This is a genomic window from Bradyrhizobium sp., from assembly GCF_035701725.1.
GTDB lineage: Bacteria > Pseudomonadota > Alphaproteobacteria > Rhizobiales > Xanthobacteraceae > Bradyrhizobium.
Genome location: NZ_DASSRP010000207.1, coordinates 1 through 16,146, shown reverse-complemented (window position 1 = coordinate 16,146; position 16,146 = coordinate 1). Strand labels below are relative to the sequence as shown.

General features: G+C 61.8%; 19 protein-coding genes and 2 pseudogenes. 9 read left to right on the top strand and 12 right to left on the bottom strand.

The window, feature by feature from the left end; all coding sequences use genetic code 11:
- Positions 1-509: pseudogene (locus VFL62_RS12055) on the top strand (hypothetical protein); the annotation flags it as partial.
- Positions 510-530: 21 nt separating this feature from the next.
- Here VFL62_RS12055 and minE read toward each other — a convergent pair.
- The 4 genes from minE to VFL62_RS12035 form a co-directional block, all read right to left on the bottom strand.
- Positions 531-821, bottom strand: coding sequence for a cell division topological specificity factor MinE (gene minE, locus VFL62_RS12050; protein WP_325172603.1), 291 nt, complete (start codon positions 819-821; stop codon positions 531-533).
- Positions 818-1,633: a septum site-determining protein MinD gene (gene minD, locus VFL62_RS12045; protein WP_325172602.1), complete on the bottom strand. Its 816-nt coding sequence runs from the start codon at positions 1,631-1,633 to the stop codon at positions 818-820. Before minD ends, minE begins: the two co-directional genes overlap by 4 nt.
- Positions 1,634-1,653: 20 nt before the next feature.
- Positions 1,654-2,349: a septum site-determining protein MinC gene (gene minC / locus VFL62_RS12040; RefSeq protein WP_325172601.1), complete on the bottom strand. Its 696-nt coding sequence runs from the start codon at positions 2,347-2,349 to the stop codon at positions 1,654-1,656.
- A gap of 868 nt (positions 2,350-3,217) precedes the next feature.
- Positions 3,218-3,418 (bottom strand): hypothetical protein, encoded by a 201-nt coding sequence (locus VFL62_RS12035; RefSeq protein WP_325172600.1) that lies wholly within the window; start codon positions 3,416-3,418, stop codon positions 3,218-3,220.
- Positions 3,419-3,619: 201 nt separating this feature from the next.
- Here VFL62_RS12035 and VFL62_RS12030 point away from each other — a divergent pair, with 201 nt between their 5' ends.
- Together VFL62_RS12030 and VFL62_RS12025 are read left to right on the top strand one after the other, a co-directional pair.
- A complete protein-coding gene (locus tag VFL62_RS12030; protein ID WP_325172599.1) occupies positions 3,620-3,895 on the top strand; it encodes a GNAT family N-acetyltransferase in 276 nt (91 codons plus the stop codon).
- Between the two features lie 9 nt (positions 3,896-3,904).
- Positions 3,905-4,177, top strand: coding sequence for a GNAT family N-acetyltransferase (locus VFL62_RS12025; protein WP_325172598.1), 273 nt, complete (start codon positions 3,905-3,907; stop codon positions 4,175-4,177).
- A gap of 19 nt (positions 4,178-4,196) precedes the next feature.
- Here the strand turns inward: VFL62_RS12025 and VFL62_RS12020 are convergent, their stop codons facing one another.
- The 3 genes from VFL62_RS12020 to VFL62_RS12010 all read right to left on the bottom strand — a co-directional run bounded on the left by VFL62_RS12020 (position 4,197) and on the right by VFL62_RS12010 (position 6,112).
- Positions 4,197-4,988 (bottom strand): fumarylacetoacetate hydrolase family protein, encoded by a 792-nt coding sequence (locus tag VFL62_RS12020; protein WP_325172597.1) that lies wholly within the window; start codon positions 4,986-4,988, stop codon positions 4,197-4,199.
- Positions 4,989-5,126: 138 nt separating this feature from the next.
- Positions 5,127-5,522 (bottom strand): DUF3597 domain-containing protein, encoded by a 396-nt coding sequence (locus tag VFL62_RS12015; RefSeq protein WP_325172596.1) that lies wholly within the window; start codon positions 5,520-5,522, stop codon positions 5,127-5,129.
- A gap of 197 nt (positions 5,523-5,719) precedes the next feature.
- Positions 5,720-6,112 carry a hypothetical protein gene (locus VFL62_RS12010; RefSeq protein WP_325172595.1) on the bottom strand — a complete coding sequence of 131 codons (393 nt, stop codon included), beginning with the start codon at positions 6,110-6,112 and terminating at the stop codon, positions 5,720-5,722.
- Here VFL62_RS12010 and VFL62_RS12005 point away from each other — a divergent pair.
- The 5 genes from VFL62_RS12005 to VFL62_RS11985 all read left to right on the top strand — a co-directional run bounded on the left by VFL62_RS12005 (position 6,111) and on the right by VFL62_RS11985 (position 11,165).
- Positions 6,111-7,022 carry a DUF2189 domain-containing protein gene (locus VFL62_RS12005; RefSeq protein WP_325172594.1) on the top strand — a complete coding sequence of 304 codons (912 nt, stop codon included), beginning with the start codon at positions 6,111-6,113 and terminating at the stop codon, positions 7,020-7,022. The genes VFL62_RS12010 and VFL62_RS12005 overlap by 2 nt on opposite strands.
- 200 nt (positions 7,023-7,222) lie before the next feature.
- On the top strand, positions 7,223-7,996 hold the full coding sequence (locus VFL62_RS12000) for a lytic murein transglycosylase (RefSeq protein ID WP_325172593.1): 774 nt from the start codon (positions 7,223-7,225) through the stop codon (positions 7,994-7,996).
- 337 nt (positions 7,997-8,333) lie between these two features.
- Positions 8,334-8,486 carry a DUF1127 domain-containing protein gene (locus tag VFL62_RS11995; RefSeq protein WP_072824413.1) on the top strand — a complete coding sequence of 51 codons (153 nt, stop codon included), beginning with the start codon at positions 8,334-8,336 and terminating at the stop codon, positions 8,484-8,486.
- Between the two features lie 112 nt (positions 8,487-8,598).
- On the top strand, positions 8,599-10,029 hold the full coding sequence (gene trmFO / locus VFL62_RS11990; RefSeq protein WP_325172592.1) for a methylenetetrahydrofolate--tRNA-(uracil(54)-C(5))-methyltransferase (FADH(2)-oxidizing) TrmFO: 1,431 nt from the start codon (positions 8,599-8,601) through the stop codon (positions 10,027-10,029).
- Positions 10,030-10,034: 5 nt separating this feature from the next.
- Positions 10,035-11,165, top strand: coding sequence for an AMP-binding enzyme (locus VFL62_RS11985; RefSeq protein WP_325172591.1), 1,131 nt, complete (start codon positions 10,035-10,037; stop codon positions 11,163-11,165).
- Here VFL62_RS11985 and VFL62_RS11980 read toward each other — a convergent pair.
- The 5 genes from VFL62_RS11980 to yajC all read right to left on the bottom strand — a co-directional run bounded on the left by VFL62_RS11980 (position 11,127) and on the right by yajC (position 15,461).
- On the bottom strand, positions 11,127-11,987 hold the full coding sequence (locus tag VFL62_RS11980; RefSeq protein ID WP_325172590.1) for a phytoene/squalene synthase family protein: 861 nt from the start codon (positions 11,985-11,987) through the stop codon (positions 11,127-11,129). The genes VFL62_RS11985 and VFL62_RS11980 overlap by 39 nt on opposite strands.
- Positions 11,984-12,379, bottom strand: a complete 396-nt coding sequence (locus VFL62_RS11975) for an Mth938-like domain-containing protein (RefSeq protein ID WP_325172589.1) — start codon at positions 12,377-12,379, stop codon at positions 11,984-11,986. The genes VFL62_RS11980 and VFL62_RS11975 overlap by 4 nt, the downstream gene beginning before the upstream one ends.
- 69 nt (positions 12,380-12,448) lie before the next feature.
- Positions 12,449-13,453 carry a protein translocase subunit SecF gene (gene secF, locus VFL62_RS11970; protein ID WP_325172588.1) on the bottom strand — a complete coding sequence of 335 codons (1,005 nt, stop codon included), beginning with the start codon at positions 13,451-13,453 and terminating at the stop codon, positions 12,449-12,451.
- Positions 13,454-13,466: 13 nt separating this feature from the next.
- On the bottom strand, positions 13,467-15,062 hold the full coding sequence (gene secD, locus VFL62_RS11965; protein WP_325172587.1) for a protein translocase subunit SecD: 1,596 nt from the start codon (positions 15,060-15,062) through the stop codon (positions 13,467-13,469).
- A 42-nt stretch (positions 15,063-15,104) separates the two neighbouring features.
- Positions 15,105-15,461, bottom strand: coding sequence for a preprotein translocase subunit YajC (gene yajC / locus VFL62_RS11960; protein WP_325172586.1), 357 nt, complete (start codon positions 15,459-15,461; stop codon positions 15,105-15,107).
- A 436-nt stretch (positions 15,462-15,897) separates the two neighbouring features.
- Between yajC and VFL62_RS11955 the strand changes: the two are divergent.
- Positions 15,898-16,146, top strand: a pseudogene (locus VFL62_RS11955) (xanthine dehydrogenase family protein molybdopterin-binding subunit); the annotation flags it as partial.

The window sequence follows — 16,146 nt, the reverse complement described above, 5'->3', positions numbered from 1 at the left end:
ACTTTGCCGCGGCGACCGCCGACTACAGCCAGGCGCTCCAGCTCGACCCGAAAAACTGGGCCGCGATCTTTTCGCGCGGCCACCTTGCGGTTTTGACCGGCGCCATGCCGATGGCGCTGGCCGACCTGAACCAGGCGGCCGACATGACCCCAAAGAATTTCTACCCGGCGCTCTGGCTCGAAATCGCCAGCAAGCGCGCCAAGGTCAATAGCCGCCTGTCGGAAGAGGCCAAGCAGTTCGACATGACGGTCTGGCCAGCGCCCATCGTGCGCCTCTATCTCGGCCAACTCACGCCCGAGGCACTGCTCGCCGCCGCCGATAACTCCAATGCCGACGTTCGCGCCGTCCAGATGTGCGAGGCCGGTTTCTACGCCGGGGAGTTCCTGCTGGAACAAGGCAGGAAGGACGATGCCGCGCGGCTGTTCAAGCCGGTGGTTGCGGGCTGCCAGAAGGACCTGATCCACTACGAAAGCGCACGGACCGAACTGAAGGCACTCGGTGCGCTCTGAGCGGCGGTCATAGCCGCCGCGTCAGGCCACGGCCGCCGGACGCGCCTCATTTGGCACCTCGATGTCGATCTCGAGCATCGAGACGAGGTGGCCGCGATCCATCTTGATCTGGAGCTTTTCCGGATCGAACGAGACATGGCGGGACACCACCGCCAGAATCTCGGTCCGCAACAGCTCCAGCAAATCAGGTTGTCCGCGCATGCCTCGTTCGTGCGCCAGCAGAATCTGCAAGCGCTCCCGCGCGACCGGGGCGCTCGCAACGGTGGCAACGGGCGCAGCGCGGCCGCCGCCGAACAGCCGCAAACCCATCATGCAGCCCTCCGTCCAAGCAGGCGGTCCATCAGGCCCTTTCGCGCCTCCGGCACCGTCATCGGAATGGTCTCGCCCCTCAACCGGCGCGCGGCATCGATATAGGCGCGCGCCGGCGCGCTGCTGGAGTCGTTGAGCGTCACCGGCGAGCCGACGTTGGAAGCGCGCAGCACGTCCTGGCTCTCGGGAATGATGCCCATCAGGGGCGTCGCCAGAATATCCAGCACGTCCTCGATCGACAGCATCTCGCCGCGCGCCGCCCGCGCAGTGTCGAACCGGGTGATCAAGAGATGCTTGGCCACCTGCTCGCCCTTCTCGGCCCGCACCGTCTTGGAATCGAGCATGCCGATGATGCGGTCGGAATCGCGCACCGAGGACACTTCAGGATTGGTGACGACGATGGCCTCGTCCGCATAACGCATCGCCAGCATCGCGCCACGCTCGATACCGGCGGGACTGTCGCAGATGATCCAGTCGAACTTGGTGCGCAATTCCGCGATCACCTTGCTGACGCCTTCGTCCGTCAACGCATCCTTGTCGCGGGTTTGCGAGGCCGGCAGCAGCCACAAATTCTCCAGGCGCTTGTCACGAATGAGGGCCTGCGAAAGATTGGCGATGCCCTGCACCACGTTGATGAAGTCGAACACCACGCGCCGTTCGGCACCGAGAATGAGATCGAGGTTGCGCAGTCCGACGTCAAAGTCGACGACGACGACCTTTTCACCCATTTGCGCGAGCGTGGCACCGAGTGCCGCGGTGGTGGTGGTCTTGCCGACGCCGCCTTTGCCGGACGTCACGACCAGGACTTTGGCCATTCTTTCTTTCTCCCAAGCCATTAATTCAATGGTGTGATTTGGACGACGTCGCCATCGAGCCAGACCTGCGTTGGTCCGCTGTAGGCGGCGGCATCGATTTCTTCCGCAGTTCGGTAGTAACCGTCGATCGCGAGCAGTTCAGCTTCGATTTTCTGGCAGTAGATCCGCGCGCCCAGATTGCCGTTGATCCCGGCCATCGCACGGCCGCGCAGCGTGCCATAGACATGAATGGAACCGCCGGCGACGATCTCCGCGCCCGATGACACCGAGCCGACGACGGTGATGTCGCCATCCGGAAACACGACCGATTGGCCGGAGCGAACCTGGCTGTCGAGCAACAGTGACGCCGCCTTCGGCTTGGCTTCAATCTTCTTCTTCGGTTGCTCCTGCGAGACCGCGCACGAGCGGCCGCCGATCAAGAGCGGCGGCAGGCTTGGAGAAAGCCGCGCGGCATCAACGCCTTCGATTCCAAGTACGCGAAGCCCGCGCTGTTCGACGCTGGACACGAGCTGCGTGATCGCGTTCTCGCTGAGGTCGACCGCGGAGAGATCCAGCACCACCGGCTTGCCGGCGAAAAAGCCCGGCGATTGACGCAGCGTGACGTCGATCTCCTCGAGCCACTCGATGATGGGAACAACGGGAAAGAACACGAAAGCGACATAAGATCGCCCTCGCAGGCGAATCGGCTTGGGCTTGGTCCGCGCAACTGCATCCATGAGACCCGTTCGCCTCCACCTTACAACTGGCGGGGCGCGGCAAGTGCTTATGCGCGAATCGCCCCAGTCCGCGCATCGTCGATGGCGACAGACTGAATTTGAGTCGGCGGGCGAAAATGAGTCGAAAAAGGGAAACGGTTGAGGCGCCGCAAAATCGTCGCGCGGCGCGGTGTGCTCATTTGAACGTGTGTTGACAACGCCAAAACACCTGGCGTGGTGATTTGCCCGTCGTGCCAATCTGCCGCAGGCCCTCGTGCTTGCGGCGTCGGGCAAATCAGAAGCATTTCTCCGCGCGTCCCGCGCCCTCAGACAGAGGGGCGTATCGCGATCGTCACGAACGTTGGGTGCGGGATGCGATGGACGCGACAGCGCGCGAGACGAGCGCGATTGTTGCGGACGGCGAAGTCGTGTGGGCCTGATCTCCCGACGCTGAGATCAAGCCGGTGACGATGCTAACGCATCGCACCCCGGCGACGGAGACAACAAGCCCGGTCTCCGGGGCGAGCACGAAGGAAACCGTAAAACCATTCGCGCAGGAAACGCCGGATGATCCGGCCTTACCTGTGGTGACTAACTCGTGTGCTTTTTTCTTGCACGCGAGGCTGCGGGTGTGGCCAGCACCCGGCGTTTCCTGCGCCCTCTTCTTTCCGAGGGTCTCCCTTCGCATGATCCGGACGCGTCAGCGCCGCGGCAACGCGCAGGCGTGGCTATTTGGAATTCGAATAGACGATGATGAACATGAGCTGTCATGGCCGGGCTTGTCCCGGCCATCCACGTCTTCCGAAGCTGTAGAAAAGACGTGGATGCCCGGCACAAGGCCGGGCATGACGGAAACTGAAACTCGCGCGGCGCTATGGGCGACCGCCGCTCACCTACGGCCGAGCCACCAGCCGGCGACCAGGAGCACGATGCCGGCGGCGCCAGCGACAATGCCATGCTTGGTGTGCACGCGCGCCACGCCGGCTTCATGGCCCGGCATGAAGCTCGGCAGCTGATCGGCCGGCATCAGGAAATAGACCGCTGCAACAATGAGAAGGACAACACCGATCAGCGAGAGAATGAGTTTCATGAGCCAATCCTTTGAGCTGGTTCGTCAGGCGGTCGAACTTGAACCAGATTTCGATTGATTTGTTAATGGCCGGAGCGCTGATTCCGAAGTTCGCATGATATCGGCTCCTGCTATCGCCAATGCGCGGCGAAGTCTGATAGGAACTTCAAATTCGTCGCACCAGTTGGTACTCAATTGGCAAGGCCGGGACACAGATAATCAATGACAGACGTTATCAACAACAAGGCGCAACATCGCTATGAACTCACGGTCGAAGGCCATCTCGCCGCGACCTATTACAAGGTATCCGATGGCGTCATCACCTTCGTCCACACCGAAGTTCCACCTGAACTGGGCGGAAAGGGTGTCGGCTCGGCGCTGGTGAAGGGAGCGCTGGACCAGGTGCGCGCTGACGGCTTGAAGGTCATTGCGGAGTGTCCGTTCGTCAAAGCCTATATCGGCAAGCACAGTGAATATGCCGATCTGCTTGCGGGCTGACTCCTTGTGATGGCAACCGTCCGCGACAACAAGGCGCTGAGCCGGTTCGAACTCGATGTCGAAGGCGATCTCGCCTTTGCCAATTACCGGCTGACGCCTGCGGCCGTGATCATCACGCATACCGAGACGCCACGCGCCTTGCGCGGACGCGGCATCGCCTCAGAACTGGTCACCGGCGCGCTGGCGCTGATCCGGGCCGATGGACGCAAGGTGATCGCGGGATGCAGCTTCGTCGTCGACTACCTGCGCAAGCATCCGGAATATGCCGACATGGTCGGGTGATCAGGAACTTGTGGTCCCCTCACACGATCCGGATCGACATGTCCGGCAAGCCGTCGAGCTTGCAGAGCAGCACATCGCCCTTGACGACCGGACCGACGTTTTCCGGCGTGCCGGAATAGATGATATCGCCGGCCTTCAGCTCGAATGCTTCGGAGAGTTTGGCGATCTGCTCGGCCACGCTCCAGATCATCTTGTCCAGATCGGAGGACTGGCGGACGTTGCCGTTGACGGCAAGCGAGATCGCGCCCTTGGTGAAGTGTCCGGTCTTGGCGACGGGATGGATCGGCCCGATCACAGCAGCATGATCGAAGCTCTTGCCGATCTCCCACGGCTTCTTCTCGGCGGCCATGCCGTTCTGCAGGTCCCGCCGCGTCATGTCGAGACCGAGCGCGTAGCCGTAGACGTGATCGAGCGCCTTCTCCGGCGCGATGTTGGTGCCGCCGGATTTCAGCGCCGCGACGAGCTCGACCTCGTGGTGGTAGTTCTTGGTCAACGAGGGATAGGGATGCTCGACGACGGTGCCGGGCGCAACAAACTGGATCGCATCGGTCGGCTTCTGGAAGAAGAACGGCGGTTCGCGGGTCGGATCGGAGCCGCGCTCGATCGCGTGGGCCGCGTAGTTGCGCCCGATGCAGTAGATACGGCGCACCGGAAAGACCTCTTTCTCTCCCGCGATCGGGATGGTCACGGCGGGCACGTCGAACACCGGTTTCGGCCCGGACTGCGCCTCGGCCGGACGGCTTGCGGCGCTGGTGCCGGCGAGCGCCAATGCACCGGTAGCCAGAAGGGTCCTGCGGTCGACGATTTCCATTCGCGTGCTCCTGATATTCTTGATCTTGCGGAGCTATCTACCGCTCAACACCGCGGCGCGGCAAGTCACGGGGACTGGAAAACGGGCATGAAAAAGGCCCGCGCAACCGCGGGCCTTTATCACCTCGTGAAAATCAGCTCACCACTTGACGTCGGAGGGCAGCTTGCCGCCGTTCGCGGCCAGCTTGGCCATCATCTGTTTGTGCAGCCAGATGTTCATGCTCGCGGAATCATTGGTGTCGCCGGTATAGCCGAGTTCGTGGGCAAGCTCCTTGCGCGCGGAGAGGCTGGAATCGATGTTGAGCGCCTTCATCAGGTCGACGATCGAGGTGCGCCATTCCAGTTTTTCCTTCTGCGCTGCGACCGCCTTGTCCAGGATCGCCGCGACGTCGACGGTCTGCGCGGCAGGTGCGGCCGAGGCGCTGCCCGACGAGGTCGTTCCGCCCGCAGCCGGCGCGGCAGCGCCACCGCTTGCCGGGGTCGCACTGGCCGAGGAGCCGAAGATCGCGCTCATGATTTTCCCGAAAATGCTCATCGCTCACTCCCTGATGTCTCGTAGGATCCGTGTAAAGACGTGAAGATTATCCACAAATGCCGGCAGCAACCCAACCGCGGCGCAAAACCTGGTTCGCCTGACAACCATTGCCAATGCGGACCGCCTGCAACCGTTTGACTGAACTACGGCGCAATGACGGCGGAATGACAAGAAAGGAGCGAGTCGAGAACACCGCTTTACCGGGCGCGCGTCATGTCAGCGGTCAACATCGCCTCGGCTTCGCGGCGGCGCGATGCCGAAGCGGAAATGAAAATCCGGTGCGCGTTCGCATCGTTCGGGGAAGACCGGGACAAGCGGCGTTCGACCTTCCTTCCGCATCGCCAATCGGCGACGGCCAAACCGTTCAAATTGAGACGAATGTTGGGATACTGGACTCTGGCCGTCAGCGTCACCCAAGCGTGAGAGACAATAAGCGCAAATCGGAGTACCATCGTCGCATCAGTTCGCGACATGGCCAGGTCTGGTTTCCTTCGCGTCTGGCCTTGATCGCGATCGTTTTCGCGGACGGTCCCGAGCGCCCCTTTTTGACGCCGAAAAAGGCCCGCTGCGTCAAGGGAGATTGCGACCATGGCCACTCCATATCAAGGCAACGCCCCTTCGCTGGCCCAGCCAGCGCAGGAGACCGCGGGTCCCGTCATCCGGCGGATCGGCCTATCCGATCTGCACGATGCGCTACGGCGCGGCTGGGAGGATTTCAAGGAAGTCCCCAGCCACGCAATCATCCTCTGCGTGATCTACCCGATCCTCGGGCTTGGCCTCGCCCGCGCGGTGCTCGGCTATTCGGTGTTGCCGTTGCTGTTTCCGCTGGCCGCGGGTTTCGCGCTGCTCGGTCCGTTTGCAGCGCTCGGGCTTTACGAACTCAGTCGTCGGCGCGAACTTGGCCTGCATGCGTCCGCCTGGGATGCTCTTGACGTGTTTTCCTCGCCCTCCTTTGGCGCCATGCTCGGTCTGGGAACGCTGCTGCTCGCCCTGTTCGTGACCTGGATTGCGGTTGCGCAGGCGATCTATGTGGCGACCTTCGGCTACGCATCCGCCGCCGAGATTCCCGATTTTGTCCGGCGCGTGCTGACCACCCCACAAGGTTGGTGGCTGATCGTGGTCGGATGCGGCGTCGGCTTCCTGTTCGCACTGGTTGCGCTGTGCATCAGCGTGATCTCCTTCCCGCTGATGCTCGATCGGCATGCCAGCGCCGGGGAAGCGATGGTGACCTCGCTTCGCGTCGTGGCCGCCAATCCCATGACGATGGCGGCTTGGGGTTTGATCGTGGCGGCGCTCCTGGTGGCGGGATCGATCCCGCTGTTCCTGGGGCTTGCCATCGTTATCCCCCTGCTCGGTCACGCCACCTGGCATCTCTATCGCAAGGTAATCGCGCCAGATCCGTACCAACGCCCGCTTCCACCGCGTCCGCCGCGTGAAAAACGTCCGGCCGCAGATTTCCCGGCCAACCTGTTCCCGTGGCGCCGCAAAGATGGAGCTTGATCAAAACGACAACGCTTGGTCAAAAATGACCGGACTGCCGGTTGACGGTTCGCCGGCGGTCCGTCACTCATGCCGCGCGATACAGCGCAAGCCTTGTTTTGGCCGCGGTTGCGCCTGACATATCGCCGATCCTTTCTCCAGCGCGGAAGGCGATTCAGTTGCGATATCAGCGATTTTTCGGTTGCGCCCTCGCGGCAGGCTTGGTCTTGGCGACAACGGCAGCGGACGCGGCGGTGCCATGCGGCGCCGGCAATTTCCAGACTTGGTTGGATGAATTCAAGGCCGAGGCTGCGTCAAAGGGAGTCTCTCAGGCAACCATCGCGTCAAGCCTGAACGGCATCACGCTCGATCAGAGCGTACTGTCGCGTGATCACTCCCAGAAGGTCTTCAGCCAGAGCTTCGAGGAGTTTTCCGGCCGTATGGTGCCGCCACGGCTGACGCGCGGCGCCAACATGCTGAAACAGTACGGATCGGTGCTGTCTCGCATCGAAGAAACCTACGGCGTGCCTGGCGAAGTGCTGGTTGCGATCTGGGGCCTCGAAACCGATTTCGGGGTCAATATCGGAAAGTTCCCAACGCTGCGTTCGTTGGCAACGCTCGCCTATGACTGCCGCCGAGCCGAGATGTTCCGCGGCGAGCTGCTGGATGCGCTGCGCATCATCGACCGCGGCGATCTGACGCCAAGCGAAATGCGCGGCGCCTGGGCCGGCGAAATCGGCCAGACGCAATTCATGCCTTCGAACTACATCAAGTTTGCTGTCGATTTTGACTCCAACGGTCGCCGCGATCTCCTGAAGAGCCCGCCCGACGTGCTGGCCTCGACTGCCAACTTCCTGCAGAGCCATGGTTGGCAAAAGGGCAAGGACTGGCAGCCCGGCAGTCCAAATTTCCCGGTGCTTCAGGAGTGGAACAAGAGTGACGTCTACTCTCGAACCGTCGCCTATTTCGCAGCCCAGCTCGCGCGGCAACCTTGATTTATAAAGTGATTTTTGATTCATTTAATGTCATGCAACTGGCTCATGCATAGACCAGTACAGCTAGCGATCTCTTCCGCCCAAAAGCCAGCGATTTTCGGGTAAAATCATCGTTTCCAGCGAATCACGTGGCGACTGACGGTTGCCATGGCAGCTCGCTCGGCATCAATCGGATCGGCCTTGGCGCGAACCTTTAATCAATTCTTACTTAGCCATGCGCCTATGGATTAGCTGCATCGCAGCATTTTGACTTCTGCAGTGCGGTATAGGCCTCTATATTCGTACCAACGATTCAGCGGGAACTTAAACGCTGAATCAGGAATTCAAGGAGACTACCATGCTGCTCTCGCTCATCCGAATGATCCAGGCGTTCCGCGATTATCAACGCAACGTCGCCGAACTGTCCCAGCTCAGCGATCGGGAACTGGCCGACATCGGTCTCGACCGCTCGGACATTCCGCGCGTTGCGGCCGGCAATTACAACGGCTGATCCAAGCCGCCGAGTTTAGAACCGATATCGCCCGCCTCTCGGCGGGCGTTGTCGTCTGTAACGGGACGCCGCGCATTCCACTTGGTGTCGAAACGCGCTACGTCTCTGCCGCATGACAGGCACCTCTTCATCGGAACCCATTCACATCATCGGCGGCGGCCTTGCCGGCTCGGAAGCGGCTTGGCAGGCGGCCACCGCTGGCGTTCGCGTCATCCTTCACGAGATGCGCCCGCAGCGGATGACGGAGGCGCACCGAACGGAGGGGTTAGCTGAGCTCGTCTGTTCGAATTCGTTTCGCTCCGATGATGCCGCCAACAATGCCGTAGGTCTGCTGCACGCCGAGATGCGCCGGCTCGGGTCGCTCATCATGCGCGCGGCCGACGCCAACCAGGTTCCAGCCGGTGGCGCGCTCGCCGTCGACCGCGACGGCTTTTCCGCCGCGGTGACCAAGGCGCTCGCGGATCACCCGCTGATCGAGCTCAGGCGCGGCGAAGTCCAAGGCCTGCCGCCTGCTGATTGGAGCAACGTCATTGTCGCGACAGGTCCGCTCACCTCGGCGCCGTTGGCTGACGCGATCCGCTCGTTGACGGATGAAAATGCGCTGGCGTTTTTCGATGCGATCGCGCCGATCGTGCATCGCGACAGCATCGACATGACGAAGGCGTGGTTCCAGTCGCGCTACGACAAGGTGGGCCCCGGCGGCACCGGAGCCGACTACATCAATTGTCCGCTGACCAAAGAACAGTATGACGCATTCGTCGCGGCGTTGATTGCCGGCGAAAAGACCGACTTCAAGGACTGGGAAACCAACACGCCCTATTTCGACGGATGCCTTCCGATCGAGGTGATGGCCGAGCGTGGTGTCGAGACGCTGCGTCACGGCCCGATGAAACCCGTTGGGTTGACTAACCCGCACAATCCAACTGTGAAGGCCTATGCGATCGTGCAGCTGCGGCAAGACAACAAGCTTGGCACGCTCTACAATATGGTCGGTTTCCAGACCAAGCTAAAGTATGGCGCGCAACAGCGCATCTTCCGGATGATTTCGGGTCTCGAAAACGCCGAGTTCGCCCGCCTCGGCGGTCTGCATCGCAACACGTTCCTCAATTCGCCGAAAGTGCTCGATCTGCAGCTACGCCTGAAGGCAGCGCCCCGCCTGCGCTTTGCGGGCCAGATGACCGGCTGTGAAGGCTACGTCGAATCCGCGGGGATCGGCCTGATCGCGGGTCTTTTCGCGGCGGCGAATGCGCGGGGCCGTGAACTGCCGCCGCCGCCCCCGACAACCGCCTTGGGATCGTTGCTCGGGCATATCACCGGCGGCCACATCGAGACGATCGACAACGGCCCCCGCTCATTCCAGCCGATGAATGTCAATTTCGGACTTTTCCCGCTGCTCGCGAATCCGCCGACCCGAAAGCCAGACGGCACGCGTCTGCGCGGCAACGAAAAAGCGATCGCCAAACGTCAGGCGCTGAGCGCCCGTGCGTTGGCCGATATCGATCTCTGGATATCAGATCATTTGCGGCTCGCCGCGGCAGCGTGACCATCATGAGTTTGCCAAAAGACGACGCCGCAATCCTGTCGGCGCAATGGACCGAAGGCGTTCTGCTCAAACGCGACGTGTTCTCGTCCGTTGAGCGCGGCCGCTTCCGTCAGGCGGGCGGAGAAGTTGAGGCGATCCTGCGCCGGATCGATCAGGTGCCGTGGTGGTCGTATTTGCTCGCACGGCATTTGTTCCGCCGCGAGCGCCATGCCCTGGCCTTGGTGCGCGATCTCGAAGTCGGGCCGCCGCTGCTATGGGCCGGTCGGCAGGCCTTGGTGCGCGGCTTCATCGACGGTGTGGCGTTGCATCTGGTCAAGCCGGCTGGAAATGTCGCCTACTTCCATTCGGCCAAAGCGGCGCTGCGGCGGCTGCATCGCGCCGGCGTCTGCCATAACGACCTCGCCAAGGAACAGAACTGGCTGGTTGGGCGCGACGGCCGCGCCTATCTCACGGACTTTCAACTTGCAGCCTGCTTCAACAGGCGCAGCTGGTTGTTCCGCATCCTGGCCTATGAAGACATCCGCCATCTGTTGAAGCACAAGCGCAGCTACGCGCCGCAGGCTTTGACGCCGAAAGAGCGTCAGATCCTCGCCCGGAAGTCGCTGGCTGCAAGCCTGTGGCTGAAGACCGGCAAGAAGGTCTATCAGGCCATTACACGCGGCCTCTTCAATTTCACCGACCGCGAAGGCGGAGGCCGGCGCCTCGTCAACGACGCACCGGTGCTGATGCAGGAGATCAGGAAGAATCCGGCGGTCCGCGACGCGGCCATCGTCGCCTTCCCCGACCGCCGCGTCGGCGTTGGGCTTTATGCCTTCGTCGAATCCGACCAAAGCGCACTCGAAAACGAGTTGAAGGACACGCTCGCAGCTGCCCGCGGACCCAAGCCGCCCGAGCACATTCAGGTTGTCAAAGCGCTGCCGCGCGATGCCGCCGGCAAGCCACGCATCGAGCTCCTGCAACTGGTGGCGACCAACCAGCTCGACCTGATCGAGACCATGGTCACGGACGAACCTGACCGGACCTTCTTGCGGACTATTCTTGATTCCCGGAAAAATCTCCGCGACCGCTTCAATTTCGAAGCAGCGGATCTCAATCGATCAGCCGACGAACGCGCGCGAGCGCGAGGCGCGCCATAAAGTCCACAACGTCGCCAATCGCGATGCCGGCCGCACCACGAAGGGATCGTTGTCGGCCCTCCTCAAGACAGCGAGATCGCGCTTGACGTGGGCCAGCGGCAGAAAAGCTGGCCTGACTTCCGGCGCGATCGATCCCAGCAACGCGAAGGCGGTGTCGAGATGCGTCCGCGCAGCGTCCAGCACGTCGTTGAGTGCCTCGCGCAGCGCCGGCGTTTGCTTGCCTGCAAACAGGTCCTCCAGATTGCAGCCGTGTTCGGTCAGCACCTGCTGCGGCACAAACGACCGCCGCTGCGAGGCGTCGAGCGGCAACGAAGCCATGACCTGGACGACGCCTTGTGCCAGTCCGGCGTGGCGCGCCAGATGGTCGATCTCGGCGGAAGGCGGCGCCAGGATCGCCGCGGCGAGTGAAAACAAAGCGGCCGACGTATCGTTGAGATAACCTTCCAGCGCCGACATGGTCGGCATGGGATCGTTGTAGAGATCGAACTGATGTTCCTCGATCAGGCGTGAAAGCCGTTCGACCGGCAAGCGGTAGCTGCGGACGGCAAGCAGCAATTCGGCGGCGACCGGATTACCCTCGGCGCCGCCATGGGCCTCGCCAGCCAGCACGTCTCGCCACCATTGCAGGCGGACTTCGCCGGGGAGCGGCTGGCTCACCTGAGCGGGGACGCGGCAAATCTCGACGTTGAAGGCATAAAGCGCAAGCAACGCGCGCCGTTCTGACGGTGGCACAAACAAGGTGGAGGCATAGCGGACAAAATCGTGCGTACGCACCTGTTCGGCGCAGTAGTCGGCCGCGGCCTTGTTCTCGGGCGTGCTCATGGTACCGCGATCAGCGCCGCAGCCACGCGCCGCCGCTCACCGAACATGATGTTATAGGTACGGATAGCCGGTCCGGTCTGCATGGCGTCGAGGCCGATGTGAACGGTGCGAAACGCCTCGCGCAGCCGGTTCGGAGGCACCCAAACCTCGGTTCCGGTGCCGATGATCAAGGTGTCGATCATGTTGGCCGCAGCAAGGACCTGCGACAGCGTGAACTCGTCGATTTCGGAAGCCTTCGTCACCGGCCAGGCCCAGATCGCATCCGGCAGGCAAAGCAGCGAGCCCCGATGCGACATCTCGGCAAAAGCGAAGCCGCCTTTGCCGTAGGCATCGATCGATGCCGACCTTGGCAGATGTGGCGCTTCCGAGCGGTCTGCGGGTTGTTTGGGCATGATCTTTGTCCGAAAACCGGCTTCCACTTTGCGCTAACGCGGGCCTCCGGGTCGGGATCATACCGGCTACTACTTCTTCGCAGGCGTGTCCGGCGCGTCGGCGCGGTTCGTACCGACGCCGAGGTAGATCAGGATCGGCGCTGCGATGAAGATCGACGTATAGGTGCCGACCAGTACGACGCCGAACATCATCACGGCCGTGAAGCTGTGGATCGCGTTGCCGCCGAACAACAGCAGCGCAAGCAGTGCCAGCGTCACCGTCACGTGAGTGATGATGGAGCGTGACAACGTCGAATTGATGGATTCGTTGAGCAACGCGGGCATGGGCATTTTCTTGTACCGCCGCAGCATTTCGCGAATGCGGTCGTAAATCACGACGGTGTCGTTCAGCGAATAACCGAGAATGGTAAGCAGCGCGGCGATACTGGTGAGATCGAAGTCGACCTGCGAGATTGACATGAAGCCGATCGTCAGCACGATGTCGTGCACGTTGGCGATCATGGCGCCGAGCGCAAACTGCCACTCGAAGCGGAACCAGAGATAGATCAGGATGCCGACGATCGCGAGCATCAAGCCCAGCATGCCGTAGGCGAGCAGCTCGCCCGATACGCGTGCTCCTAGCACCTCCACACGCCGGTATTCGACCGAGTCCCCGAGCGACCCGCGCACCTTCTGCACGGCTTCCTGCTGCGCCTGCTCGCCGCCCGGCTGCTCAGCAACACGGATCAGCACGTCCGCCGGAGTGCCGAATTGCTGCAACTGGACCTCGCCGAGACCAAGACCGTTCAGCGAGGTGCGCATTGCGGCAATATCGGCCGCGCCCGACTTGGCGCGCACTTCCATCAGCGTACCGCCCTTGAAGTCGATGCCGAAATTCAGGCCATGGGTGAAGAACAGCGTGATTGCGACAATCGACAGAGCCGCCGAGATCGGAAAGCTGATGCGGCGAAAACGCGTGAAATCGAAGTGCGTATTGTCAGGGACGATCCGCAGCGGCGGCATCAGCCCGAAAATGCTGACGACCGTCAGCACGACGATCAAAATGCCAAGCCCAATCAGAACGGTGTGAGTCACGGCCGCATTTCCCTCAGATCGGCACGCTTTGCGGCCGCTTCCAGCGGACCCACCAGGCGACGATCAGGCGGGTCAAGGTGAACGCCGTGAAAACCGTGGTGAGAATGCCGATGCCAAGCGTGACGGCAAAACCGCGGACCGGACCGGTGCCGATGTAGAACAGCACGGCGGCCGCAATGAAAGTTGTGATGTTGGAATCTAGAATGGTAGCGAGCGCGCGTTTAAATCCGGCATCGATCGCCGAGATCGCGTTGCGTCCGCCGCGAATTTCTTCGCGGATGCGCTCGTAGATCAGCACGTTGGAGTCGACGGCGATACCGACCGTCAGCACGATGCCGGCAATGCCGGGCAGCGTCAGCGTCGCATTGAGCAGTGACAGCACGCCAAAGATCATAGCGACGTTGATGGCCACGGCGATATTAGCGAACAGACCGAACAGCCGATACGTCACCAGCATGAAGACGACGACCAGGATCGACCCGACATAAGCGGCGAGTTCACCCTTTTCGATCGAATCCTGGCCGAGGCCCGGACCGACGGTACGCTCCTCGATGACCGTCAACGGCGCGGGCAACGCGCCGGCGCGCAGCAGGATCGCGAGGTCGTTTGCAGACTGGACCGTGAAACTGCCGGAGATCTGGCCTTGCCCGCCGATGATCGGTTCGCGGATGACGGGAGCCGAGATCACCTGATTGTCGAGCACGATGGCAAAACGCTGACCAACGCCCTCGGTAGTGGCTGTCGCGAATTTGCGCGCGCCGGACGAATTGAATTTGAAGCTGACGACCGGCTCGCCGCTGCGCTGATCGAACGCCGCCTGCGCGTCGCTCAAATCGCCGCCCGAGACCAGCACCTGCTTCCTGATGGCGAGCTTCTGCCCCGTGACTTCCGCCAACAGTTCGTCTTCCGGCGGAATCTTCCCTTGCGCGACCGCATCCGGCAGCACGGACTCATCGACCATGCGGAACTCCATCTTGGCGGTCTTGCCAAGCAGTTCCTTCAGCCGCGTCGGGTCCTGCAAGCCGGGCACCTGGACCAGAATGCGGTCGGTGCCCTGGCGCTGGATCACCGGTTCGACGGTGCCAAGTTCGTTGACGCGCTTTTCGACGATCTGGATCGATTGCTCGATGGTCTGACGAATGCGTTCAGTGACGGCCGCCGGAGGCACCGTCAAGCGGATCGTGCCGTTACCGGCGTCGCTGACCTCTAGGCTACGCTGCCCGTTGGAGCCGAGCAGTCCCCCGAGCGGCTGCGAGAGATCTCGCAATTTGCTTAGAGCCAGCGGTAGGTCGGTATCCTTGCTGATACGCACTTCGACCGCGTCATTGCGCGCAACGAGCCCGGTGTAGACGATCCTGTTTTCGCGCAACACGCGGCGCACGTCGTCGCGGATCTGATCGAGCTTCTCTTTCTTGATGTAGTTGGAATCGACTTCGAGCAGCAGATAAGAGCCGCCTTGGAGGTCGAGGCCGAGCACGAGATGACGCTGCGCCCAGAGCGGCCAGGTCTTGACCCGTGCTTCCGGGAAGAAATTCGGCACCGCGCACAGACACACCACCAGCGCCGTGAGGATGATCGCCAGCGCTTTCCACCGCGTGAAATAAAGCATCGAAGTAACTCGTCAGATCCGAAAGAAAGCGCGCCCGAAAGCTCAGCTCGCGGCGGCCTCGTCCTTGCCAATTTCCTTGGCGGGCTCCCCTTTGGCACGAACGCCCGAGATCATCTGCCGCATCTGGCGCACGCGAACGCCATCCGAGATCTCGAATTCGATCTGATCATCATCCACGACCTTGGTCACCTTGCCGACCAGGCCGCCCGAGGTCACGACGGTGTCGCCGCGACGGATATTCTTCACGAGATCGGCGTGATCGCGCACCTTCTTCTGCTGCGGCCGCAGAATCAGGAAGTACATGATGACGAAGATGAACGCGAACGGCAGCAGCGACATCAACATGCTGTTGGCATCGCCGCCGGCCGCGGCCTGGGCAAACGCAGGGGTAATCAGCATTCGTTCAATCCTCGTGGAACGGGTAGTGACCGGGAAGAGGCGCTACGGCTGGCGCCCGGCCGATCCGGGGCGAATTTGGCGCGGACTATAGCGGCCAGCGGCCCAATTGCAACGCCGCCAGTCCCCGCACCCGCACCTCATTTGGGCCGCTTGCAGGGCCTTGCAAGGCCCGTTAAGGCTTCGGCGTCAGAAAGGCTGGTGGAGTGGGTTTGACATTCGCTTTCCCGCCCAGCCGCGGGTTCGTCGAGCGAATGTCAAACCCTGAACTCCGCCAGAAACGTCTATTTTGTAGTGGTCCTTTGATTCCAACATTCGCAAAGGTGACCGCTGAGAAGGGATGCGAATGTTGGAATCGGACCACTAGATCACATCAACAAGAGACCGCCGCGTTCGATGGAAAAGGCGGGACTTCAAACTCCGGTAGGGAGGACAGGACATGGGTGTTGAAGGCATTGGCGCCAGCGTGGTGCGCAAGGAAGACAAGCGCTTCATTACCGGCAAGGGCCGTTACGTCGACGATATCAAGCTGGTGGGCATGACGTTTGCCCATTTCATCCGCAGCCCACATGCCCATGCGAAGGTAAAAGGCATCGATTCCTCCGCGGCGCTGGAAATGCCGGGTGTGATCGCCGTCCTGACCGGGCAACAGCTCGTCGACGACAAGATCGGCAATTTGATTTGCGGC